A 24,108-nucleotide genomic window follows, 5' to 3' on the forward strand; every position below is an offset into this window, starting at 1 on the left:
GGCATACCCTCCTATGACCGAAATCGCATTTCCTTAATGAGATCTAAGATAAACTCGATAAGCTGGTTGATCAGGCCAAAGAGCAAAATGCCGACAAACAGCATGATCGCCATGCTGAGCAGGCTCAGCAGCGCAATCCAGACCAGCTTCCCAAGCTCAAAGTCATGCAGAACCTTGATCTTGACCAGAAGCAGCCAGCCGGTCCAGACCAGTGAAATATTAGTCAGCGTTACGATAATATCAAGCTCGTCCAGCGACAAGATATTCGTCAGCAGCGCAACCGGAATCGTCAGCAGAATATAGGGAACAAGGGCAAATGCGCTGCCCACGAAAATCTCCTTGAACTTCCCTTCCCCTTCCAAAATGGCACTGACCGCCCAGTTGGAGATGCAGTACACAATCCAGGGCACGACAATCCAGATCAGTTCATAAATCCAGGAGATCTGATAAGGCTCTCTTGTCTCGAAGGCATAGCCGGTAAGCAGAATCGAGATCATCCTCACGATGAATACCAGCGCTACCAGCAGAATGCCCTGAAACCAAAAGATCCGTTTCGGATTTTGGATTTCATAATAAAAATCAATCGGATGAGCAATAACGTGACGCATGAGAAGCAGCGTATTCATTGCAGGTCTCCTCCCCTCGCGGCTGCAGCCCGGCTGCCTGCAGCTGTTACCCGGCGGTCCGTATCTCTCCGGGCAGCAGCATACTTCTTGAACTTCGATGCCAAGAACGGCAGTCCAAACCGCAGAAGCACCAGGAGCAAAATAAAGGCAAGCGCAATCCATACAAAATGCGCTCTCGTATACTCCTTGCGATATTCACGGAAAGCCGTCGAGTAGTCTCCCTTGCTCTTCGCCAATTTGAAGTAATGCATGGCCTCTTCATAGTTTTCTGCTTTATACAACGATTTGCCGATGGCTTGATAAGCCATCGTGAAATTCGCATTTTGCTTCAGCACATCCTGCCACATGGACTGGGCTTCCTCATATTGACCCTCAACATAAAGCGAGGATGCTTGATGGACGAGATTGGCAAATGGCGTCGTGCGGAAGAAATCCAGCCGGTTGCGGCCTTTATCCACCACGACAATTACGCCATCCTTTAACTGCGACAGACTGGATGGTGTCTTGAACAATCCGTTCTGCTCACCCATTCCGCCGAAGGCAAAGAGGAAATTGCCGAGCTTGTCATACTGGAATATTTTACTGGACTGCAGATCGAGCGCGGTAATGAAGCCTTCCGGGCTGACCGTGATGCCGATGAAGGAAGCAACCTCAAAGGGTCCCATTTCAAAGCGGCTTCCATACTTGGTAGCACTCGGATTCAGCGTATCGACACCTACAGGCGACAACCGTTTGATCTGGTTCGTCTCTGTAGCGAGCGTTGTCGTATAGACGAAGCCATCGTCATCCTGCGTCAGGCTCGAGAATTCCATCGGCTTCTGTACGGCCAATTGATTCTTCTGCTCATCGGAGGCTACGAGCTTGACGAATAAACGCATCCAGTTGAAGCCGATATGATTCGCCCCGAAGTAGCCTTTGAAATCGCCATTGGCATCGATTTGAAGCAGCCCCTGCGTATTTCCTTCACTCACCACAAGCATATAGTTCCGTTTATCTACAATGAGCTTGGATGGCGAATAGGTGAAGTTCGCGCCAAGAAGAGGGCTCTTGGGAGCGCCGTATGCTTTGATGAATTTCCCTTTATCGTTGAACACGGCAATACGCTGGTTCTTGGTATCGGCCACATAAGCGGTGCCGTCCGGCTTGACGAATACCCCTTTAGGCTCGCTCAGGGCGCCGTCTCCTTCCGCATCGCCGATAATCCCGAGCACTTCGCGGTTCCTGTTCAAATGGACGACCCGATTATTCCCTGCATCGGCCACATACATGGAATCATCAGGCGCAACGAAGATGCCCTCAGGATCCTTGAAGGGACCGGATTCCAGCTCATAGCCGTCAATAGATTCCATGTAGACATAGCCATTAATCGAATGTTGATCACGGGATGATTTTCCCCATGCATAACCTTCATAAGGAATAGCAGCCTGCGCCGCAGCCGGCATGAGCCATTGTGCTGCAAGCACTGCTAGCAGCGTGAGTGTGATGAAACGGATCAAGCGTATCAAATTGGCTCCCCCTCTACTCTTTCAGTCCTGAATGAGCCATCGTCTGCAGTACCATGCGCTGCGTAATGATGAACACCAGGATGGTCGGAATAATCATCAGGAAGCTTGCCGCCGCGAGTGTGCCGACCCTAGCGATAACACCGGCTCCCCCGCTGATGGTTTGAATCGCAAGAGGAAGCGACTTCATATCCTCCTGGGTCGTATACACCATCGCAGGATAAGGGTCATTCCATGCCTGAATGAAGCTGAAGAGCGCGAAGGTGGAAATTGCCGGCTTCAGCATCGGCATGACCACGACCCAGAACACCTTCCACTCGGATGCGCCGTCGATCCGCGCGGCTTCCAGCAGAGCATCAGGAATTTGCCGTAAAAACTGCGTCATTAGGAACATACCGATCGGCGCCGCCAAATAAGGAAGAATAAGCGCAAAATAAGTATTCATCAGTCCGCTTTGGCTGATGAGCAGGTATTGCGGAATTTGGAGAACCAAGGGCGAGAACATCAGCCCGAGGACAACCATATTGAAGATCGCATTGCGAAACGGCATGTTATGTTTCGCCAGCGGATAGGCAGCCATTGCCGAGACCAGTACGCCCCCGGCAACAATCCCGCTTGATACGATCAGACTGTTGAAGATGTACCTGGAGAAAGGTACGAAAGACGTTCCTGTAATGAGCAGCAAATCCCGAAAGTTCAGAAACGTCGGGTTGACGACAAAGAAGCGCGGCGGGAACAGAAACAATTCGCTTACCGGTTTAATGGATGTCGTCGCCATATAAACAAGAGGCATCAGCATTAAGAGTCCCGCTGCCGTCAGAAAGGTATATAGAAAGATCGCGCCCCAATCGATTTTGCGGCCTTTTACGATTCCTTGATGCATCTGCTAATCCCTCCCCAGCCATTTGAAGATTAATCGGTTCAGCCCAATCATCATGGCGAACAGCACAACGGCAATGGCGGATGCATAGCCCATTTCGAATTTGATGAAGGCGTAGTCGTACAAATGCGTTAATATCGTGTGACCGGCATACAGCGGACTCGGCAGACCGACGAGCTGTATGCTGACGTCAAACACCGTAAGCGATGTGACCACCTGCAGGACCGCCCCGAACAGCAGCTGCGGCTTTACTGCCGGAACCGTGATGTAGATCAGCTCCTGCCAGCGGTAACGCACACCGTCGATGGCCCCTGCCTCATAGAGATCCTTCGGCACATTTTGAAGCCCCGCAAGGAAGGCGAGGAAGCTGACGCCCATGCTCATCCACAGGGAAACTATAATAATGACGGGTACGATCGAGTGGATATTTTGCAGAAACAGATAAGGCTCGTTAATAATGCCCAGCTTCATCGCGTAATAGTTCAGCAGCCCTTTGCGATCCCCGGCGAACAAATACAGCCAGACTACCGACATGGCCACTGCGCTTGTAATCGACGGCGTATAGAAGCACAGGGTGTAGAAGAACCGGTATTTGATCGGGATTTGGCTGATCAGCCAAGCGAGCAGAAAGGCCATGATATAACCGACCGGTCCGGTAATAAAAGCAAACTTGAGCGTCGTGCCAATCGCCTTCAGGAAGATGTCGTCATCGACGAACAGCAGCTTATAATTGGACAGCCCGATGAACCGCGGCGGCTCCAAAATATTGTAGTACGTGAAGCTAAGTCCAATGGACATAAAGACCGGGATGATGGTGAAGAACGTGAACAGGAGCAGAAACGGAGTAAGGAACAGGTAGGATACCTTGTGCCGCTTCATATCGGCCCATAACTGCGTCAATCGGCCCGGCCGAACCGGGTGCGTCTGCATGACGGGGGCTACCGGCGCTGCAGCTTCTGTTTGAACACTCATGGCAATCCCCCTCCTTGATCCGCTGTATTTTTCTTATCCATCTCGAGTCCGAACTCCTCGCGTTTCTTGCGCAGCTCTTTATTAATCTCGCGCACGCCTTCGTCCACAGCCTCGCGGATGACTTTTCCGTTAAGCACGATTTCATTCCACATATTGGCGATGTAGCGCGTGGTGTAGTAGCCGCCAAGAACGATTTCACGTTCCTTGAACCACTCCCACTGCTCCAGAATCCCATCAATATCGGACTTCTGCCAAGGCATCCGCTTCAAGGCTTCAACGTTAGCGGTATTCCATCGCGCTTCAACGCCCAGCAGCGATTCAAGCTCCGTACCGAAGCGCTCCTGTGAATCGGCGCTGGTCCACCATTTGAGGAATTTCCAGGCTTGCTCCTGTTTCTTCGAGCTTTTGAAAATCATTCCCGTCTGGCCCAGGCCGCCCGTTGAGCGGTTGATCTGGCCGTCCTCCTGGCGAATGCCCGGCATTGGCTTCATGCCCCACCAGCCCGTAAGCTCCGGCGCTGCCGTCGACAGCAGGATATACGTGGAGTAATCGGCGACACCGATCGGCATTTCGCCCGAACGGAAGCGGTTGTAGAAATCCGCCTGCTTCTGAATCTTGTAATTCGTGAACAATCCCGTCCACAGCTTCATCGCTTTAAGGGCTTCAGGGGAGTCCATGTTGGACTTCATCCCGTCGTTCTTATAGAAGTCGCCGCCATTCTGGAAGAAGAAGGGGGCAAATTCATTAATGGCGCCATTCGGATTGTTCGCCGCATGCGGATAGAAGAAGTCCATTCCGTTCTGCTGCAGCGCTGGGATTAGATTCATGACCTCATCCCATGTATCAGGAATCTTATCCTCGGTAATGCCGAGCTGCTCCATAATGTCTTTGCGGTAAAACAGCATATTGAAGTTCTGGTTCTCCGGCAGCGCGAAGTTGCCTCCGTTGTACTTATACGGAATGAGCGCGCCCGGACGGAACCGTTTGGCTACCTCCGGATAATCCGGGAATTTACTGAGATTGACCAGACCGTCACGAACCGCGAAGTCGATCGGAACCTCGCCCTCAACGCCAAGCGCGACGTCCGGCGCAAGGCCTGCGGTATTCGCCAGCAGCAGCACCTGCATCTGCTGCGCAGGGATAACGTTGACGTTGACCTTAATCCCGGTCTCCGGCGTGAAATCCTCATCGATCATCTGTTTAATGATCTGCACCCAGTCACGGCCGCGTGCGACCCATACGTCAAGCACTTCTTCATCTCCATACACATTGCCGACACCGCTGTAATCCTTCGTAAAGGACAAGGCAAAGTCGCTCAGCATCGTACCGGCGCGCACATAAGCAGGCGCCTCTCCCTTGGGCCAGGAATGATCCGGCGATTGCACCAGGAGGTAATCGAACTGCAGGCTCTGCTTAGCCAGACCGTTGACCCACAGACCGAGCGAGGACTGCAGATCCGTAATCGCTTGAAGCCTCGATGGAATGGTTGTTGTATCCATCGCCATACTTAACATCTGCTCACGGGCCTGATAGATCGTGCTGATATCCGAGCTGCCTTCCTTTACGCCAAGCTTGTACAGCTCTTTAATCGCATCATCAAAATCCCGAGCCATCATATTCAGCCTAGGCACCAAATTCGGAATATTCTCTTCCAGGCGCCAATCTCCGTTTGGATCCGGGTTTGTGCCGGTTACGCGAATAACTTCACGGGAGAGCAGGGAAATCTTATGCGTCGTATCCGTTATTTTCTCGAAAACACTGCCAAGGGCGCCGACCTGCACTTCCATGCGGATCGTGTGTTTTCCCTTCTCCAGGTAAAATTGATACAGCTCCTTATCGTCGCCAAACTTGGCAATCTGCCACTTCGCGGCATAAGGGAACGATAAGTCGTTCGCCTCCTTGAAGGGAAGCTTGCCGTCAATTGTCATGATCCTTTGCACGGGGAATCCGTTCAGGAACCACTGACCGTAACGGGCGCCGATATGGTACAGCCCGTTCTCCGGCACCTCAAATTCCCACTCCGCCCATTGGCCGCCCGTACGCCAGGCGGCGCCGCCGAAGGTATTCAGCACGCTCGCCTTTGTATTGAACGGCTCCGTGAGCGGCTCACGGTCTTCGAGCCGTTTCAGCGTTGGATCCGACCGAAGCGAGGATTTCTCAGCCTGAATCTTGATCTGAACATCCTTGACCGGCTTATAGCCTTTATTCTTATATTCCTCAAGCACTTCCGTGTAGGAAGGCGTTACGGTTGGAGAATGAATATCAATTTGCCCGATGGCCGCCGGCTCCCTTACCGCCTCGATTCGCAGAGTGTGCTCGCCCTGCTTCAAGAAGAAACGGAAGGGCTCGCTCACTTTACCTTCGGTATCCCGAAGGCCGCGGTACTGCCAACCGAACAGTTCCTCCCTCTTCGGGTTGAATTCATTGCCTTGATTGTCATGCCAAGGCGCTCCGACCTCATGCCACATCCGCTGGAAATCCAGCTTTTTCGCTTGAAAGAATGGATATTCTCCGTCAATTTTTAACGAACGAACGATTGAAGCACGTTTGCCGGGCATGGCATAATAGCTCATGCCAATCTGATAGTAGCCGTCTCTTGGAATCGTAATCTTATATTCGACCCAGCTGTTTTCCTCTAATAGAGCTAATACAGGGCCGTCTTGATCGCCGAGCTTTTCTTCCGTCTTCGTACCCTGCGGACTAATAGCTGAATAGTCCATGGAAGCGATCGATTGTGTAAATGAATCCGCATCCTTCGCTCCTTCACCTGCACTCGTTTTCATATATTTAAGATAAGAGGGCTCAAGTTTGGCCTTCACATCCTCCTGCTGAAGAATCGAGTTTTCATCTAAGTCGGAGTAAGCAGGGACATTCGCCATGACGGAATCGTCATAGCCGCGGCTGCTATCCCACCAGGCGATAAAAACGACAAGCAAGAGGATGACCGCGATGGTCACCTTAAATTTGCGTAAAATGGTTAACATAAAGTCGATCCCCCTAACAAGATACGATGAACCTGGACCAGCTGAAGATGCCATGATGAACCGACCGGCCGCACCCTGATGGGTACGGCCGGCAACAGGCTCACATGCTGGCTACCGGGCTGCTTTACGGAGTAGCAAGCTCTTTCTTCAGCTTATCGATTTCCGGTGTCAGCTTACGTTTGATCTCATCTTCAATATTGTTCAGTGTCGTTTTGGAATCGACGTTCTTATCCAGCGCATTCAGAACGCCTTTAAGCCAGATATCCCATGCTTTTCCGTCAAGGGCCGTGATTTTGCGCGGTGGAATCCGATCCGCAAGCGAGGAATACAAAGCAAAGTCATTTTGTCCGCCAAGGTAATCATTCTTAAGCTCTTGGTACCAGCCCAGCTGTGTGATGCTCTTCCAGCCCGGTTGAACCGAATTCGCCACGAAGATCTTCCAGGCTTCTTCAGAGAACTGCATCCATTCTACGAATTTCCATGAAGCCTCTTTATTTGCAGCGCTTGCCTGTTTCGGGAACACGAACGTCGATCCGCCCATGCCTACGCTGATGTTAAGCGGAAGTGCCGTTGCGCGCCATTTGCCTTTTTGATCCGGGAAGATCTTCGCAATATCGCGGGCACCCCATGAACCCAGAGCCATCGCGGTAAGCTGACCGCTCTTCGTCAGCGCTTTACCTTTGTCATCATACATACCGGACATGTGCGGTGCGACCTTCAGTTGATTTTGACGCTTCGTTACATCAAGAACCTGAACGAGCTCGTCTGTGTTGCGCAGCCAGTTGAAGTCTTTGTCGAAATATCCAGTTACGTCGCCTGCCCAGTGGACTGGACCGTCGCGCCATTCCATACCGTATTTTTTGTTAGCCGTAAGCGTCTCAACAACGTTGATCCAGCCGTCTCCATCCGCAATAACCTCAGCTAGAGCTTCCGGATCGGATTCGATACCGAGCTCTTCGAAGATGTCGGCACGGTAGTATAGAACGCCTGGCGTTACATCCCAAGGCATACCGTACAGCTTCGAATTGTCCTGCGACATCCAGCGTATCCAGTTATACTCCGACGTGTCATCCTTGTATTGCCCTGCATTAAACGGCGGCTTGAGCAAATCCTCAAGCACATCGCCCTTCAGATAGCGGGGGAATTGTCCCTGCTCGACCTGCGCCACGTCAGGTGCGCCTTTACCTGCTGCAAGCGTTGTTTGCAGCTTGTCATGCATACCGCCAAAATCAATTCCGACCAGGTTGATCTTGATGTTCGGATACACTTTGTTAAATTCTTTAATAATCGGTTTATAAATATCCGCGGTGAACGTCCAGAACGTAACATTGCCGCTCATGTTCGGATCGGTAACCTTCTCTGCTGCTGTGCCTTCCTCCGCTTTATTATCAGCCTTCGGATCATTCGCAGCGTTCGTGTCTGCCGGCTCCGCCGCATTGCCGGTCGTGTTCGCCGCCGGCTCATTGGTGCCGTTATTCGTGCCTTCTGTTTTGGGCGTTCCAGAGCTGCAAGCGCTTAATACAAATGCCAATACGAGAAGAAAAATAAATCCTTTTGACCTTAACCCTTTCATAGAAACCCTCCTTGTATCGTTTAACTGGCAAAACAAAGCAGCTTCTTCCAAAAACCGTACAGCGCTTTCATCTGCTCCGGAGAAAATCTGTCTCCGTTTGTTTTCTTTTCTATTCTAGATGGTTTCAAGCGAGGTAAAAATGAACGATTTATAAAAAAAACTCCATTATTTAAACTAATTTGACAGCGGTTACAACAAGATGCGCCCGTATATGACTGCTTGCAGCAAAAAAAGCCCCCTAGATAGAGGAGGCCTTGATTACGCTCGTTATGTTTGTCTGCTTATTCGGGCTTTATCGTTGCCGGCCCATCCTTCTGCTCGGCTGAACTCGGACCTGCACCGCTGCCTACGACTGGCCAGCCATAGGCACAAAAAGCAGCAGAGCGGCGGCCTTTTTGCGGACCCTGCTCTGCTGCTTTCTATGGTGCTGATTCGCTATTCAAGATTGGCATGTCTGCCGAACATCGCCTTGGTATTCAGACCCTGCTTCTCCATCATCTTCAGAATGACCGTATCACCGAATAGAAGCAGTGTTTGCTCGAATAACGCGCCCATTGGCTGGATGGTTATGCTGCTCTGGCCGCCCGAATGATCTTTGGCCGCACCGGGCAATTTGATGATAAGCGTCGACAGCCGGCCTATGGCCGATTCTGGAGAAATCGTGATAACCGCAACGGTTCCACCTAAGCTGCGGGCTTTCTCAGCCATAGGTATGAGCGACTTGGTCTCTCCTGAACCTGATCCAATCAGAAGTAAATCCCCCTGATCCAGGTTAGGTGTGACGGTTTCCCCAACTACATAAGCATCAATCCCCAACTGCATCAGTCTCATGGCAAAAGCGCGCATCATTAATCCAGAACGGCCGGCACCTGCTACGAAGACCTTCCTGGACCTGAGAATTTCCTCCGCCAGCTTGTCCACATCGGCATCGGCAACTACCCGGGCAGTCTGCGCCAGCTCCTGTATGATTTGATCTAATAATTGCGTTGTCGGCATGCCGGTTACCCTTGTTTAATCAAACGCTGCATTTCCGCAGCAGCAGCCTGCTTATCCTCTTGCCCAGTAATGCCGCCGCCTACGATGACAAGATCCGGACCGGCTTTAATGACTTCCGGCAGCGTCTGCAGTTTGATGCCGCCTGCTACGGCAATCTTCGCATTCTTGACTACGCTTTTGATAATCATAAGATCCTCGAAGGAGTTTTTGCCGACCGCCTGAAGGTCATAACCGGTATGCACACAGATATAATCTACGCCCAGCGCATCGAGCTCCTTAGCACGGCCTGCGATATCCTTCACGCCGATCATATCGACAAGGATTTTCTTCTGCTGTTTCTTCGCTTCCTCCACGGCACCTTTAATCGTCATGTCCTCCGCTACGCCAAGAATCGTAACGATATCCGCGCCAGCCTCCGAGGCCTTCATCACTTCATAGCCCGCTGCATCCATGACCTTTAGGTCCGCCAACACTTTCAGATGAGGGAAAGCATCTTTGATTTCCTTGACGGCTCTAAGTCCTTCATTAATAACGACCGGCGTACCGATCTCAACGATATCGATATAGGACTCTACTTCTTTCACCAATTCCTTGGCTCCTGCGATGTCCACGAGATCTAATGCTAGTTGAAGCTCCATTAATGATCACTCCTACAAGTTATTGTGCACCCCTCTATCGTAGCGGATCACAATCGAAAAGGAAAGTACGCACTATTGTGTAACGTAGTACCCAAATAGATACTATTGGAGTGATTTCGGGCAATAAAATGAACGTTTAAGAGTGCTCCACATGATGCAGGCCCCACTCGGACATGACATCCAGAACCTCCTTGAGCGTAAGGCCGTAATCCGTGATCGAATATTCTACTTTTGGCGGAACTTGATTGAACACTTTCCGATCGATGATACCATCCTGCTCCAGTTCTCTGAGCTGCTGGGTGAGCATTTTTTGGGTAATATCCGGCATCTCCCGCTTCAATTCGCCGAAGCGTTTGACGCCATCAATGAGATGGCACAGAATAACAAGCTTCCATTTTCCCCCGATGACCTTCAATGTCATCTCGACTGATCGCTTAAACTGCATGTCGCCCACGGTTTGTCGGCTCCTTTCATGTGCATCTTGCGCATTACCAATCATTTTAACGCGTAGAAGGCTTGGTTTTCAATTTAGATCGTATGGGCTGCAAGCTGAGTGAACGCAAAAAAGACTGTTCGCAAGTCATGATCACGACTTGGAGCAGCCTTATTAGAGGGTGTACTTGGTGGGCTGGCGGGCTGCAAAGCACCCCCGCACCGGATTGGTAGCTGCGTTTGCGGGCTAAGCAAAAATCGGAATCGGCACCGGGTATATGCTTCTGCATGCTTAAGCCAATGCGCACCAAAACCAGCATCTAAACTGGATAATTGCAGCTATTTCGCGCTTGATCGATTCTATTGAACTCTATACTGGAAATGATACAGTTATAACGCCGAAATTAGCTCCAAACAGCCATTCTTGGTTGTTTTAACTGTATGAAATCCAGTATAGCAGCTCCTTGAGGCCGAAATCTGCCTTTTAACTGTATAAAATCCAGTATAGATTGGCGCTCCACCAATGAAATGAGCAGGATAAGCTGGTGTCGGATCAACCGATCAGCCGAACAACCGCTTAATCATTCTAAAAACACATGCTCCACCACTAATAGCGGCAGGATAAGCTGGAGTCGAGCAGCCGAGCAGCCGAGCAGCCTCATTGTAACTTTCAGATTGCTGCGAGCGGCTGGGGCTGATCAAGCAGGAGTGCGGCCATCCCCATCGGGGTTAGCGCTGCCTGCTGATGAAGCTAGCGATTATCGATTTTCTCCGGATACAAGTCATGATTCATCATGCGGTAATCCGCCATTTGCTCGTACTTGGTGCCGGGCTTGCCGTAGTTACAGTAAGGATCGATGGAGATTCCGCCGCGAGGTGTGAATTTGCCCCATACCTCGATGAAACGCGGCGACATCAGGTCAATCAGATCATTCATGATGATATTGATGCAGTCCTCATGGAAATCCCCATGGTTGCGGAAACTGAACAGATAGAGCTTGAGCGACTTGCTCTCTACCATTTTCACATCGGGAATGTATGAGATATAGATGGTCGCAAAATCCGGCTGTCCCGTAATCGGGCACAGGCTTGTAAACTCCGGACAGTTAAACTTTACCCTGTAATCGCGGTATGGATGTTTGTTATCGAACGCCTCCAATAGAGCTGGCGTGTAGGTTTGCGCGTACTGCGTGCCTTGATTGCCGAGAAGGCTGATGCCTTCGAGCCCGGCTTCGTCTCGTCCTGCCATGAATCGTTTCTCTCCTTTATTTGCCTCGTTTATTGCCCCACAGCCATGCATGAAGCTGAGGAAGAACGCGTACATTCGTCAGCTCAGAGGACGCAATCACGGTGTCCACCAGCCATTTATATCTCTCGATAAGCCGGTTCAATAACAACGCTGAATCCTGCTCGTGCACATCGTCGTTGCCCGCCTGCAGGAAGAACGGAACCTGCTTATACCGCTCATGAACATCAGCCGCATACTGCAGATCTGTCTCGTCAAACACAACGACCTTTAAGCTAAAATTCCGCTTCTGCCCGGCGAGATTGACAACAATCAGATCTAATTGATCCCAATCCGTCGTCATGCCTGAGCTCGGCGGCTTGGGCGAAAGGGTCAGCTCATCAATCTGCAGGAACCAATCCTGCCAGATGCTGCCCTGAGTCTCCAAGGCAACCGAGATTCCGAGGCTGTGAAGCAGCTCGATAAGCTCGTTCAACTGCCGCAGCAGTGCCGGATTGCCCCCGGAAATTGTTACGTGGGAGTAGGTATCGCCGCCAATATCTCTCAGCTGCGCTTCAATTTCCTCTGCCGTAAGCATGCGGATATCCGCTTTGCCTGTGCCGTTCCACGTGAAAGCGGAGTCGCACCAGGAGCATTGATAATCACAGCCAGCTGTTCGAACGAACATCGTCTTCTGGCCAATAACCATGCCCTCACCCTGGATGGTAGGACCGAAGATTTCAATAACTGGAAACCGACTATTCGCCATAGTTGCCTCCTGCATAAGGACGGTAGACGACATAGCTGGTCGGTGTTTCCCTGAGGAAGATTTGCACACATTTTGCCTTGTTCGCTGATCGGTCCAGATACGCCTGAATGAGCTCGCAGACGATTCTCGCTACATTTTCCGTTGTCGGGAAGCGGCTTGGATCTTCATCGCTAAACAAGGACGAGTGATCATTCAGCATGGTATGGTCGAACCGGTCATGAATCAGCTTCTTGATCTGCGAGAAGTTAACGAGGAACCCGGTCTCATCCAGCTCGTTGCCTGCAACCGTAACATTGAGAAAATAAGTGTGGCCATGCACATTGCTGCATGCTCCGGCACTCTCGCTTGGGACATAATGAGCCGCGGCAAAATGCATGTCTTTATTCAGCTCATAACGAAACGGATGCATGACCGATGGGTAGATTTGCTGAATCATACGCGAAGCCCTTCTTCTCTGGCCGCCTCGTACTCTTGAACCCCTCTTGCCCGCAGCAGGCAAGCCGGACACTCCCCGCACCCATCCGCAATAATCCCGTTATAGCAGGTCAATGTGTTTTCCCTTATATAGTCATAGACGCCCAGGTCATCGGCCAGCTGCCAGGTCTGCGCTTTCGTCAGCCACATGAGCGGGGTATCAATCACAAATTCATAATCCATCGCCAGATTGAGCGTCACATTGAGCGACTTTATGAACACGTCCCGGCAATCGGGATAGCCGCTGAAATCCGACTGGCTCACGCCCGTAACAATATGCTTGGCTCCCACCTGCTTCGCCAATACCGCCGCAAAGGACAGAAACAGCATATTGCGCCCGTCCACGAACGTCGAAGGAAGCTCCCCCTCTTTCTGTTCGATCGCGATATCATCCCGGGTTAGCGCGTTCGGCGCCAATTGGCTGATCAGCGACATATCGAGCACATGATGTTTAATATTGAATTCCGCCGCAATGCGGGCTGCGCATTCCAGCTCCAGCTTATGACGCTGGCCATAGTCAAACGTAACAGCCTCTATCGTTTCGAACTCCTTCATCGCTTTGAACAGACAGGTCGTGCTGTCCTGGCCGCCGCTGAAAACAACCACGGCTTTGCTTGCTTTCTTCATATAAACCCTCTTCCCTTCTACCCTCAACTAGGCAAAATCGCAAGAGATTCTAGGACAATGCGCTTGTTCCACTGCTCACAAAAAATGAAAAAACGATACCCAAGGAGGTATCGTTTCCTTAGTTTTTTATAGAGGGTGTTGCTAGAACCTCTCCCAAGCTGCGGCTCTACTAGCGCACTTGGACTTGTATGCTGTTAGTTGAATTGTACCACTTTTACCGCTTCCGTTTCAATTGACAATAAATAACGGCGGATATCCGGAGTTTCAACCGTACTGTACTTGTGCAGGCCAGGCTTCCTGCATCCGTCAGGGAGCTGCGTGTTATTGGCTGCTCAGACTGCTTGCGTATTGTCAGCTACTCAGCTGCTCCGCAGGCTTCTCAAGCCGCTGCAGCGGCCTGCGTCCTTCTGCTCTTCCGGAAGGAAACCAGCGCTGCAAGGAAAGCCAGCAGAAGTGCAGTGCTCGCAATCCACGGGTTATACAGAACCGTTGCATTCACTGAGATCGCCATGCCCCCCGCACCGGCTCCTGCTGCCAGACCGATCTGCGTCACGGAAGTGTTCAGGCTGATGATTAGGTTGGCCGACTGCGGCGCCTTTTCGATGAAGTAGGTCTGCGTAGCCGGCCCCATAATGAACATGGACATGACCCATAGCGACAAAAGCGCAATAGCAATCGGGAACACGTGAATCGCTAGCGGCAGCAGGGCTAGTGTGACGACATGACCGATGATGCTGAATGTCATGATCCGTTTGCTTCCCCATTTGTCGACCGCGGAGCCGCCAACGCGGGAGCCGGCCGCACCGGCAATGCCGAATGTGAGCATGATGAATCCAATGTCAGAGGCACTCCGGTGCAGGATCGTATCCAGGAATGACGTTATATAGGTGAACATGATGGAATTGCCTGCTTCTCTGAACAGGACCAGCAGCAGGGCGGATAGAATGACCGGATTCGAAAGCACGGTGAACTGCCGGCTGAACGGAACAGGAGCGTCGCCCTCAATCTCGGGAAGCAGCAGCGCCATCCCGATCAGGATAAGAAGACTCCCTGCGGCCAGGAAGAGGAAGATCATCTGCCAATTGAACATATCGGTCAGGGCGATACCGATCGGTACGCCAAGAATCATGGCGCTGCTGAAACCGAGAATGATAGTGCCGATTGCGCTCCCGATTCGCTCAGGCGGGACCAGCTTGGCTGCAGCGCTGAATGCGGCTACGAGCAGGACACCTGAGCTTACGCCAAGTATCATTCGGGCTGCAATCAGCAGAACGAAGCTTGCGCTAATGAGCGAGACGAGATTACCGGCGATGAAAGCCAGCATGGTGAGGAGAAGCAGCTTCTTGCGCCTCATCCGCGATGTCAGGGACACAATTACCGGTGTTCCAATTGCGAAAGCAAGTGAATAGACGGTAATAAGCTGTCCAGCCAGAGCGACAGAGACATGCATCTCTTCGGCTAATACATTCAGGATGCCGGCTACGACCAGCTCGGAGGTAGCGGTGAAGAAAACAGCTATGGTCAGCATGTAAATGACAAGTCGGTTCATCGTTAACAATCCCTTTCTCTCCTAAATTGCGGCCTCACTGCTTGCTGGAGCCTGTGGATGGTGAGACATTCGGCCGCGTCCGGCTGAGCTCTTATTAGGAGTATATTCTAGTTACTTTCATAAAGTAAGAACACAAAATAGTTGGACATCATCCATTTATTTTGACTAACTTACTTTAAGTAACTGAGAAAGGCTGTTGTATAGATAACAAAAAAAACCGCCAAGGAATTAGTCCCTGGCGGCTCTTGGTTGAAGCGCTATACTGCGCTTTTCATTTATGTAGTTTGACGGGCATCTTCAGCTTCGGAAACCTGCGCCTGATTGCCCCATTTCTGTACCCATTTGTCCATTTCCTTCAGAGCCGCTTGAAAATCCGTGCCCTTCTCCGTCAGCGAGTATTCAACTGTTACAGGCACCGTTGGAAAGACCTTGCGGAGCACGAGGCCGTTCTTCTCCAGATGGCGGAGCGTATCCGTCAGAGACTGCGTCTTCACGATCGCTACATTGCGTTGGAGCTGGTTAAAACGCTGAGGCCCCTTAAGCAGCTCCTCCAGTACGAGGAACGCCCACTTCGCACCGAGAATCAGCAGCACCTCGCAAATACTGGAGCCGGCTTTCTCGTTACATCTGGTATTCTCACCAACTTGCTCAGTCACCTGGATACGCCTCCCTTATAGAAAAGTTAGTTGGACCGATGAAGTGTATAACATTCGATTATCCGAATATGACTTCATTATGACCCCGCTCTTCTATACGTGTCAATCGGCTGCATCCAGATTGGGCACATTAGTCAACCTATTATCATTCAACTCACTAACGCACGGCCACCTCTTGGCTAGAACACAGCCTGCTGCAGGATCTGTCTCATCTGGCCTTCAGCACCTTTAAACTGCTTATGCCGATGCCCATTGGCCCCTGAAGGATGAGGAAAACCCCATAGACACTGCCTTCCATCCAGTTTGCCTTCCCGCTCCAGCAGACGAAGAACGCTTTCCACCGTTTTGCCCAGCGGGATGATCAGGATCTGCCCGAGCAGCCGAAGCTCTTCCGCCATATGCAGCCGGGCAGCCTCCAGAAGAGAAGGGGTAGAGAGCAGATTAGGCCGCGAGCCGGTATAATTCTTCTTATGGAAGAACACCGGATACGGCAGCAGGGAAGTGGAATGCAGCAGCTCGCGGTGTTCTCCAAACAATTCTTCGCATGACGGCAGGTTGAGATGCTTGTGCAGTTGAAGCGCATTCAGCAGGCTAATTAAATGATGCTTCATCGAGCCGGCGAACCGGGCTTCTTCTTTGGCCCTTTTACCTATCTCCTCATCCGCCAGCCCCTTCTCCAAGCCCTTTCTTGCTTCCTGCATAGCGATCCTCATCTGCGTCCAGCCCGGTGTTATTCCGATAATGACAATCTTTGCCGACAAATTTACATATTCATTATGCGGGGCATAGTAAGTCTCCAGTTGTCCGTGTCGCTCCATCAAGAACTCTTCCGTAAGCAGATCTGCCTGGGTCAGCGCTCGATCCACGGGAAGCGAACGTATAGCTGGTTCATACGTGTGGAACTGGGTTGATAAAAGCATGTTACCCGCCCACGCCCGACAAGAACGCCTCGTAAGCAGCAATCATGTGATCCATTTTGGCATTCATTTCCTCATCGACCGTCTGCAGCTCCGGATGCGCCCTGAAATACGCAATCGACTGCCGGATCCCGCGCTCGAAGTAGGTCGTTGCCGTATAGCCGGGTACGAAGGTTTTGATTTTCCGGTTATCGACCACATAGCTGTTGCTGGCATCGCCGAGCAATCCCGCTTTGACCTCCGGCATAAACAGTGAAATGCACTCCGATGTCATATGAATGGCCTGCGGCTCCACGCCGATGGCCTGACCGATGACTTTCAAATATTGATTCCACGTTTTGACCTCGTCAGAGGTAATATGAAACGCCTGTCCGAGCGTCTGCGAATTTCCTAATAATCCGACGATCCCCTTGGCAAAATCGGTATTATGTGTAATCGTCCACAGGGAGGTGCCGTCACCTGGAACAATAATTTTCTTCCCTTTCTGGATGCGGTCAATCAGTGTCCATGGATGTGCCCCGCTTGTAATAGCAAAAGGAATCGTCGTTTCCCCGTATGTATGCGAAGGGCGGACAATTGTCGCGGGGAAGCCTGAGTCCCGGTAGGCCTGCATTAACCGCTGCTCGCAGGCGATCTTATCTACCGCATACCCCCATCCCGGATTGGACTGCGGCGCGGATTCATCGAAGATATAATAGCTTGGCGGTCTTTGATAAGTAGCCACTGTACTGATGAAGATATATTGATTCGTTTTACCTGCGAACAGCTCCACATCACGGTCGATTTCCTCCGGCTTGAAGATAATCCAATTGACCACCGCATCAAAATAATGCTCTTCCAGCAGCGCCTTCATTTCCTGCCGGTTGTTCACGTCACCGCGAAGCACGGTTGCTCCAGCGGGCACAAACCGCTCCCGATTGCCGCGGTTGAGCAGATACAAATCAATCCCCTGCTGTACAGCGAGCTTTGAGGCTGCCGTGCTGATCAGGCCTGTTCCTCCGATAAACAATACTTTCATAGAACTCACGCTCCTTTGATTAGTAAAAGAAAAGCGCATCCAGGCATGAAGGGATACGCTTGTTTTCCAGCTTACTTTCAACCTACTACAAGGCTGTCTTTGCTTGGGTTATTCATTTGTTTGCTCCGAAGCTGTCCGCAAGCGGCATCGATATCCGTGCCGTGCTCCAGACGGACACTGCAGCTGATTCCCTGTTTCTTAAGCGTATCGTAGAAGGCCAGCACCGATTCCTGCTCGCTGCGCTGATATTGGCTGTGCTCATCGACCGGGTTATAGGGAATCAGATTCACATTCGCCAGATTACGTCTCTCACCAAGCAGCTCCGCAAGCTCGAGTGCATGCTCCCTGCGGTCATTGACATCCTTCAGGAGAATATATTCAATCGTAATTCGGCGATTCGTTCTCTCCAGATAGTAATCAATGGACTGCATCAGCTTCTCGATCGGAATGGCCCGGTTAATCTTCATAATCCGGGTGCGAAGCTCGTTGTTCGGCGCATGCAGGGAAACCGCAAGGTTAACCTGCAGGTTGGAATCCGTGAACTCCACGATTTTGTCAGCAAGGCCGCTCGTCGACACCGTAATATGTCTGGCTCCGATTGCGAGTCCCTTGTGATCCTTAATCACATGGATGAAATCCGCCATATTCGCGAAATTATCGAAGGGCTCGCCAATTCCCATCACGACGACGTGACTGACTTTCTCCCCTTGCCCGGCTTGATCCAGATGATGCTGAACCTTCATGATTTGGGCCACAATTTCGCCGCTTGTCAGGTCACGGCTCTTGGCTAGCAGGCCGCTTGCGCAGAAGCTGCAGCCGATATTACAGCCGACCTGCGTCGTCACGCAGACGGACAAGCCGAACTTGTGCCTCATCAATACGGTTTCAATCAGATTGCCGTCCTGCAGCTTGAGCAGGAACTTAATCGTCCCATCTGTTGATTCCTGCTTCAGATGTTCCTGCAGGCCTTGGATGATATAGTGATCCGCCAATGCTTGTATGCACTCCGGATGGACATCGACCATGTCCGTGAAATCCGAAACCCGCTTCCGGTACAGCCAATCCCACACCTGCGAGGCGCGGAACTTCTTATGTCCCCGCTCCATCAGCCACGCCGTCAGCTGTTCAAACGTTAATCCATATATAGATGCTTTAGTCATGCTTTTATCCTCTTTTCAAAACTCAACCTTGAGTCCTATTCTCTTAACCCGCCGAAGCTTATATTCTTGTTAGTATTGTCCCAAAAAAAATCCATTAAAACAAGAGGAGTTATTCGTCCAATTGAACACTGCGAACGTGTTTGCCCTGTACCGGCATTGGGTAATAAGAGTAGTTCAACTGGTTATTAATGGAGAATGGCGGTTCCTGCCGGATGAAGATATAGAGAACAAAGCCGTTTCATAACCTGCAGATAGATAGGAAAGAATATAAGGATCGCATGAGGCCAGCAATATATTTCCATTAGAATCTTGCCTCTTCTGTCTGATATATTAAAATTTAAATGTTTATCACAAAGAAACCTCAACATTAACAGGAGTGAACACGATGAAAAAAGCACGTCTCATTACCATTCTGCTTGCTGCCTTATTTACACTGGCTGGATGCAGCGGCAATAACAACGGAACACCCGCTTCAGACTCAAATGCGAAGCCGGAACCGTCCGCAGACAAAAAGGTTCTCATTCTGGGAACTTCACCGGATTATCCGCCTTATGAAAATGTAGATGCAAAGAATAACGGCGAGATCGTTGGATTTGACATCGATATCGCAAAAGCGGTCGCGGAAAAACTCGGCTATGAGCTGAAAATTCAAAGCATGGATTTCAATGGCTTGATTGCGGCTCTTCAGTCGAAACGGGTCGATTTGGTTATGTCCGGCATGTCCATTACGGAGGAACGCCAGAAAAGCGTGGATTTCTCCGATGTTTATTTTGTTGCGAAGAACACGATCGTCTCCAAGAGCGATACCGCTTATAAAACGTTGGACGAGCTCAAAACCAAGAAGATTGGCGTTCAGCTAGGATCAACACAGGAACAGGCAGTTGCCGACTTGAAAGAAGCTCAAATTAAAAAATTAAACCGGATTCCCGATCTGATTCAAGAACTGAAATCGAACCGCATTGATGCAGCCATCATAGAAGATGCTGTAAGTAAAGGGTATGTGAAGAGCAATCCCGATCTGACCTTCCAGGCCATCGAGTCGGATGAAGAAGAAGGCTATGCGGTAGCTTTTCCAAAAGGCTCTGCCCTGGTGAGTGATTTTAACAAAGCCTTGAAAGAGCTGACCGACAACGGCAAGAAAGATGAATTCATTAAGAAATGGTTTGAGTAACGCGGCCAATGTCCCTCTCGGGTAACTCCCGGCAGGGGCATTTGTTTCGTGAATGATTGATGGATTGGCTGATGTGAATAGAAAGTAAGGGATGATTGTGGAATGAATTTAGATTTTAGTGTTCTTAGTGGATATATTCCTTATGTCTTGAAGGGGATCGCCATCACCCTCTTGTTTACGCTTGTATCCGCGCTCTTTGGTTTTATATGGGGAACTGTGCTGTCCTTGTTTAAGATCTCCAATATTCGGCCGCTCCGGTGGTTCGCTAACGTGTATACCTCTATCTTCCGGGGAACGCCGCTGCTGCTTCAGCTTGTTTTGATCTACTATGCAACCCCTCAATTATTTCAGTACGATATTTCGCCGCTGATGGCAGCCGGGCTCGCCTTCGGTCTTAATTCAGCTGCTTATTTGTCCGAAACGATCCGCGGCGGCATTCTCTCCGTGGACAAGGGCCAGCGTGAAGCCGCCATGTCTTTGGGTATCCCCTATAAGACTATGATGATCAGCATCATTCTGCCGCAAGCCGTTAAGAATATTCTGCCGGCGCTTGTGAATGAGTGTATTTCCCTGCTGAAGGAATCCTCGCTTGTGTCCGTCATCGGCGTCGAAGATCTGATGCGCCGCGCAAATGTCGTTGGTTCCGATACGTTCCGGTACTTTGAACCGTTGGTTTTTGTAGGTGTCATTTATTATATTTTGGTGCTGATACTTACTTTTGTTGCTCAAATTCTGGAGAGGAGGATGCGCCGTAGTGATTAATGTCGAGAAGCTGTCTAAGTCCTTCGGAAAAAATAAGGTCCTGCACGAGATTACGACGACCATTAACCAAGGTGAGGTTGTGGCGGTTATCGGCCCTTCCGGCTCGGGCAAGTCGACTTTCCTCCGTTGTTTAAACCTGCTGGAATCGCCGTCAAGCGGACGGATCACCATAAACGGCAAGGATATCACCGATCCAAAAATAAATATCGGACAGGTTCGGCAAGGGATCGGGATGGTTTTTCAGCATTTTCATCTGTTTCCGCATATGAGCGTCATCGATAATATTTGTTTTGCCCCTATGAAAGTGAAGGGATGGTCGAGGGATCAGGCGCGTAAAAAGGCGCTGGAGCTGCTGGAGCGTGTCGGACTTCTGGACAAGGCAGAAGCCTTCCCTTCCAAGCTTTCCGGCGGACAAAAGCAGCGCGTTGCCATCTTGCGCAGCCTTGCGATGGAGCCGGACATCATGTTATTCGATGAACCGACCTCAGCTCTCGATCCGGAAATGGTCAAGGAGGTGCTGGAGGTTATCCGCGGCCTTGCAGAGACGGGGATGACGATGGTTATCGTGACTCACGAAATGCGGTTTGCCCAAGAGGCTGCCGATACGATCTACTTCCTGGATAAGGGGCAGCTCGTCGAGAAGGCGCCTCCCGAGCAATTTTTCAATAACCCCGCTAATATACGTGCGCGTCAATTTCTAGAGAAAGTCCTGTAATCGCATCAGAACCTGCTGGACTGCGAGAAGATCCAGCAGGTTACCCCTGTAAAATCCCCCGGTTACCCACGATCCGCCTCGGCACCCATGGTGTTATTCCTCTTAGCCCTGTTTCCCTACTTATCTTGGAGCTGCATATTGACGCTGTTTGAGTAGAACCGGCAGCTGTTCTTGCCCTTGGTCTTGGCCTCGTACATCGCCTGGTCTGCACGCCTCAGGAGCTCAGTTCCATCCACCCCGTCACCCGGATATACCGCGATTCCAATGCTCGCCGTTACATCCACCCGGTATCCGTCAATGAAGCCGTGGCATAAGTACCTGATTACCTGTTACACCTTGACCTATACTGGAATTCGTACAGTTAAAAGAGTGCCATCCGGTTGAGGATGCCTCTATACTGCAATCGATACAGCTAAATCGCCCCGAATGAGCCTTTTGGAGCTTCATTAGGCATTTGCAGCTGGAAATTTCCAGTATAGCCGCTCGTATGAACATCTAAAGCCCGAAATAGCTGTATTTATCCAGTATAGATGCACATGCCGCCGTGAAGGCCGAGCACGCACGCAGCTAGTCATTCACACGAGTGTACGCAAGCTCAGGATGCTCTTCCGAATCGTCCGTTCCGTCCTCGGCCAGCTGGTTGAGGCACATCTCCTCATCATCGGGGTCCAAGGTAAGTCTGATCAGGATCAACATGATACGTTCAACCTCGTTGTTCCCGTGTGGTTAATGCCCGCTCTCCTCTTCGTTCCTGAGCGGCAGCTCATCGCTTCCAGCCACGCAAAACGCCCCATTCTCGAAAGTAGACGTTCCCTCGATGCTCACGACCGAATCCGTACCTCTGCCCGCTGCTCCCGGCACCCGGTAGTCGGCGACAGCAACCGGAAGAATCGCGTGCTCTTGCGGCTTCTCAAGCTGCGGTATCCATTCATAAGGGAGCCGGTATGCACGGTAAACCATGTTCATGTTCCGCTTGTTCTTGTAAGGCGACAGGTATTCCCATACCAGCTCGTGCTCCCGGGTCACCTCGAAAATCCGGCCATTCGAGCCCTCCGTAATGAGCGTGTTCCCGCCAGGCAGCCTCTGGGCCGAGCTGATAAACGGGCTGTAGAAGCGGTAGGAATCGAGCGGGGCGTGAAATCCCGCTTCTTTTGGCGTATACTGCCATTCGATTTCTAAAGTCACTGGATTGATCTCTAAGATTCGGGAATGATCCCGCACAGCGTTCTTCTGTCCGTCCGGGGATGCGGGATTGGGCAGCCCGTAACCGGCCCAGCCGCCATTATCGAAGACTAACAAATTACCTTCGCCCGGCAGGCCCTTCGGAATAATGTGCGCATGGTGCTGCCCGATAATCCAGCCGAGGTGCTTCACTTCCGGCAGCGAATAGTCGGGGCCGAGCTTCCACACGATCTTCCCGGTCTTCTTGTCCGTAATCGCGATAATGTTCGATTCCCTGGCGTCCCAGATGATATTGTCCGGATGGAAGCGTTCGTCGCCCTGATCGTAAAATTTGTTCGGACCGACTGCGGAGATCGAGTTGATATGCATCCAATCGCCACCGCTGCCATTGCCGAAATGCCTTCTGTTCGGATCGCGGAACAGGACATCCTTTGCATCCTGATCGAAACCAAGCTCGTCGAAATGATCGCTAACCGCCCATTCCCAGATGATGTTGCCTTCCCAATCCACCTCGATGATCGTATCGTCCAGCAGCGGTTGATCAGAGATCTCCGGCCTGCTTACATTCTTGTGTACCAGAATTAGCGTGCTGCCGCTGTCCGTTCCAGGCTCCAAGCCCGGGGCAAAATAGCCGACCGGATTGCCTTCTCGCTGGTAGTCGTGATGAGCCCTCGCCATCCACTGCGGCTCATTGTCAGGATCTTCAATATACTCGTAACGGTTGAACCGCCAGACGATATTGCCGTCCCAGTCTACTTGTACCAGGTCGGCCTCGTCCTGAAACCCGTATCTCGGATCTCTTTCTGCCGTACTTCCCATGACGAACCCGCCTGGCAGTATTTTATTGGGGAAGCCCCGCAGTCCCTTCCATAGATGAACTTCTTTGCCGCTCATATCGATCAGCAGCGCTCCTAAGTCTCCCGCTTGAAAGATGGTATAGCCGCTCCATGCTTTCTCGGGCAAATAAATGGTGGTTCCTGTCGGATATATCGTCGGGTGACCCATCACGTGTACCTCCTTGAAATGTTGTATTGGTAATCGGCGGCACCTTGCTTTGCTTCTGAAACAACAAAAAGCCCAATTACGCTTCCCTGAGGAAACGAATTGGGCCTTTGGCTGTCCGATCGGCATATGAGATTCGTTGGATTTATAATATTCCCATAATTCCAAGCTGTCAAGTATGAATTATAACAATTGAAATTCTGCCTTCGATTATGGTTATGCAGTCTCCATCTCATTCTTTATTGACCTATTCGCAGGTTTACCCGAAACTTCGTGCA

The 24,108-nt window shown here is 51.0% G+C and carries 25 protein-coding genes and 1 riboswitch; of the genes, 4 read left to right on the forward strand and 21 right to left on the reverse strand.

Annotation, left to right across the window (positions count from 1 at the left end; all coding sequences use genetic code 11):
• Positions 1-11 precede the first annotated feature (11 nt).
• From ACFPYJ_RS26345 to rlmN, 18 genes are all read right to left on the reverse strand, one after another.
• The gene (locus tag ACFPYJ_RS26345; protein ID WP_379191216.1) at positions 12-626 is read right to left on the reverse strand and encodes a YIP1 family protein; all 615 of its coding nucleotides are present in this window, start codon (positions 624-626) and stop codon (positions 12-14) included.
• Positions 623-2,131, reverse strand: a complete 1,509-nt coding sequence (locus tag ACFPYJ_RS26350) for a hypothetical protein (protein WP_379191217.1) — start codon at positions 2,129-2,131, stop codon at positions 623-625. The genes ACFPYJ_RS26345 and ACFPYJ_RS26350 overlap by 4 nt, the downstream gene beginning before the upstream one ends.
• A 13-nt stretch (positions 2,132-2,144) precedes the next feature.
• Entirely contained in the window at positions 2,145-3,011 is an 867-nt protein-coding gene (locus ACFPYJ_RS26355; RefSeq protein WP_379191218.1) for a carbohydrate ABC transporter permease, read from the reverse strand.
• Between the two features lie 3 nt (positions 3,012-3,014).
• Positions 3,015-3,980 carry a carbohydrate ABC transporter permease gene (locus tag ACFPYJ_RS26360; protein ID WP_379191219.1) on the reverse strand — a complete coding sequence of 322 codons (966 nt, stop codon included), beginning with the start codon at positions 3,978-3,980 and terminating at the stop codon, positions 3,015-3,017.
• Positions 3,977-6,964: an extracellular solute-binding protein gene (locus tag ACFPYJ_RS26365; protein ID WP_379191220.1), complete on the reverse strand. Its 2,988-nt coding sequence runs from the start codon at positions 6,962-6,964 to the stop codon at positions 3,977-3,979. The genes ACFPYJ_RS26360 and ACFPYJ_RS26365 overlap by 4 nt, the downstream gene beginning before the upstream one ends.
• A 124-nt stretch (positions 6,965-7,088) precedes the next feature.
• Entirely contained in the window at positions 7,089-8,537 is a 1,449-nt protein-coding gene (locus tag ACFPYJ_RS26370; protein ID WP_379191221.1) for an ABC transporter substrate-binding protein, read from the reverse strand.
• Positions 8,538-8,972: 435 nt separating this feature from the next.
• On the reverse strand, positions 8,973-9,533 hold the full coding sequence (hxlB, locus tag ACFPYJ_RS26375) for a 6-phospho-3-hexuloisomerase (protein WP_379191222.1): 561 nt from the start codon (positions 9,531-9,533) through the stop codon (positions 8,973-8,975).
• Positions 9,534-9,538: 5 nt separating this feature from the next.
• Positions 9,539-10,171 carry a 3-hexulose-6-phosphate synthase gene (hxlA, locus tag ACFPYJ_RS26380; protein WP_379191223.1) on the reverse strand — a complete coding sequence of 211 codons (633 nt, stop codon included), beginning with the start codon at positions 10,169-10,171 and terminating at the stop codon, positions 9,539-9,541.
• Between the two features lie 136 nt (positions 10,172-10,307).
• Positions 10,308-10,616: a winged helix-turn-helix transcriptional regulator gene (locus tag ACFPYJ_RS26385; protein ID WP_379191267.1), complete on the reverse strand. Its 309-nt coding sequence runs from the start codon at positions 10,614-10,616 to the stop codon at positions 10,308-10,310.
• A 738-nt stretch (positions 10,617-11,354) separates the two neighbouring features.
• Entirely contained in the window at positions 11,355-11,852 is a 498-nt protein-coding gene (gene queF, locus ACFPYJ_RS26390) for a preQ(1) synthase (RefSeq protein ID WP_379191224.1), read from the reverse strand.
• Between the two features lie 16 nt (positions 11,853-11,868).
• Positions 11,869-12,597 carry a 7-carboxy-7-deazaguanine synthase QueE gene (gene queE / locus ACFPYJ_RS26395; protein WP_379191225.1) on the reverse strand — a complete coding sequence of 243 codons (729 nt, stop codon included), beginning with the start codon at positions 12,595-12,597 and terminating at the stop codon, positions 11,869-11,871.
• Positions 12,587-13,033: a 6-carboxytetrahydropterin synthase QueD gene (gene queD, locus ACFPYJ_RS26400; protein ID WP_379191226.1), complete on the reverse strand. Its 447-nt coding sequence runs from the start codon at positions 13,031-13,033 to the stop codon at positions 12,587-12,589. Before queD ends, queE begins: the two co-directional genes overlap by 11 nt.
• The gene (queC, locus tag ACFPYJ_RS26405) at positions 13,030-13,698 is read right to left on the reverse strand and encodes a 7-cyano-7-deazaguanine synthase QueC (RefSeq protein ID WP_379191227.1); all 669 of its coding nucleotides are present in this window, start codon (positions 13,696-13,698) and stop codon (positions 13,030-13,032) included. Before queC ends, queD begins: the two co-directional genes overlap by 4 nt.
• A gap of 112 nt (positions 13,699-13,810) precedes the next feature.
• A riboswitch (PreQ1 riboswitch) is annotated at positions 13,811-13,855 on the reverse strand.
• A gap of 222 nt (positions 13,856-14,077) precedes the next feature.
• Positions 14,078-15,247 carry an MFS transporter gene (locus ACFPYJ_RS26410; protein ID WP_379191268.1) on the reverse strand — a complete coding sequence of 390 codons (1,170 nt, stop codon included), beginning with the start codon at positions 15,245-15,247 and terminating at the stop codon, positions 14,078-14,080.
• A 275-nt stretch (positions 15,248-15,522) separates the two neighbouring features.
• A complete protein-coding gene (locus ACFPYJ_RS26415) occupies positions 15,523-15,903 on the reverse strand; it encodes a winged helix-turn-helix transcriptional regulator (RefSeq protein ID WP_379191228.1) in 381 nt (126 codons plus the stop codon).
• 179 nt (positions 15,904-16,082) lie between these two features.
• Positions 16,083-16,823, reverse strand: a complete 741-nt coding sequence (locus ACFPYJ_RS26420) for a uracil-DNA glycosylase family protein (RefSeq protein ID WP_379191229.1) — start codon at positions 16,821-16,823, stop codon at positions 16,083-16,085.
• A gap of 1 nt (position 16,824) precedes the next feature.
• Complete coding sequence (locus ACFPYJ_RS26425) at positions 16,825-17,838, reverse strand: NAD-dependent epimerase/dehydratase family protein (protein ID WP_379191230.1); 1,014 nt, start codon at positions 17,836-17,838, stop codon at positions 16,825-16,827.
• 77 nt (positions 17,839-17,915) lie between these two features.
• Positions 17,916-18,998 (reverse strand): dual-specificity RNA methyltransferase RlmN, encoded by a 1,083-nt coding sequence (gene rlmN / locus ACFPYJ_RS26430; RefSeq protein ID WP_379191231.1) that lies wholly within the window; start codon positions 18,996-18,998, stop codon positions 17,916-17,918.
• Positions 18,999-19,119: 121 nt separating this feature from the next.
• On the opposite strand from rlmN, the gene ACFPYJ_RS26435 reads away from it, so the two are divergent.
• From ACFPYJ_RS26435 to ACFPYJ_RS26450, 4 genes are all read left to right on the forward strand, one after another.
• Entirely contained in the window at positions 19,120-19,242 is a 123-nt protein-coding gene (locus ACFPYJ_RS26435; RefSeq protein ID WP_379191232.1) for a hypothetical protein, read from the forward strand.
• Positions 19,243-19,383: 141 nt separating this feature from the next.
• Positions 19,384-20,169, forward strand: coding sequence for a transporter substrate-binding domain-containing protein (locus ACFPYJ_RS26440; protein ID WP_379191233.1), 786 nt, complete (start codon positions 19,384-19,386; stop codon positions 20,167-20,169).
• Between the two features lie 102 nt (positions 20,170-20,271).
• Positions 20,272-20,931 (forward strand): amino acid ABC transporter permease, encoded by a 660-nt coding sequence (locus tag ACFPYJ_RS26445; RefSeq protein ID WP_379191234.1) that lies wholly within the window; start codon positions 20,272-20,274, stop codon positions 20,929-20,931.
• Positions 20,924-21,646 (forward strand): amino acid ABC transporter ATP-binding protein, encoded by a 723-nt coding sequence (locus ACFPYJ_RS26450; protein ID WP_379191235.1) that lies wholly within the window; start codon positions 20,924-20,926, stop codon positions 21,644-21,646. The genes ACFPYJ_RS26445 and ACFPYJ_RS26450 overlap by 8 nt, the downstream gene beginning before the upstream one ends.
• A gap of 116 nt (positions 21,647-21,762) precedes the next feature.
• Here the strand turns inward: ACFPYJ_RS26450 and ACFPYJ_RS26455 are convergent, their stop codons facing one another.
• The 3 genes from ACFPYJ_RS26455 to ACFPYJ_RS26465 all read right to left on the reverse strand — a co-directional run bounded on the left by ACFPYJ_RS26455 (position 21,763) and on the right by ACFPYJ_RS26465 (position 23,833).
• Positions 21,763-21,930, reverse strand: a complete 168-nt coding sequence (locus ACFPYJ_RS26455; RefSeq protein WP_379191236.1) for a diguanylate cyclase — start codon at positions 21,928-21,930, stop codon at positions 21,763-21,765.
• Between the two features lie 283 nt (positions 21,931-22,213).
• The gene (locus ACFPYJ_RS26460; protein ID WP_379191238.1) at positions 22,214-22,342 is read right to left on the reverse strand and encodes a hypothetical protein; all 129 of its coding nucleotides are present in this window, start codon (positions 22,340-22,342) and stop codon (positions 22,214-22,216) included.
• Between the two features lie 30 nt (positions 22,343-22,372).
• Positions 22,373-23,833, reverse strand: coding sequence for an aryl-sulfate sulfotransferase (locus tag ACFPYJ_RS26465; RefSeq protein WP_379191239.1), 1,461 nt, complete (start codon positions 23,831-23,833; stop codon positions 22,373-22,375).
• Between the last annotated feature and the right edge of the window lie 275 nt (positions 23,834-24,108).

This window comes from Paenibacillus solisilvae (genome assembly GCF_042656405.1).
Classification (GTDB): Bacteria; Bacillota; Bacilli; order Paenibacillales; family Paenibacillaceae; genus Paenibacillus_Z; species Paenibacillus_Z solisilvae.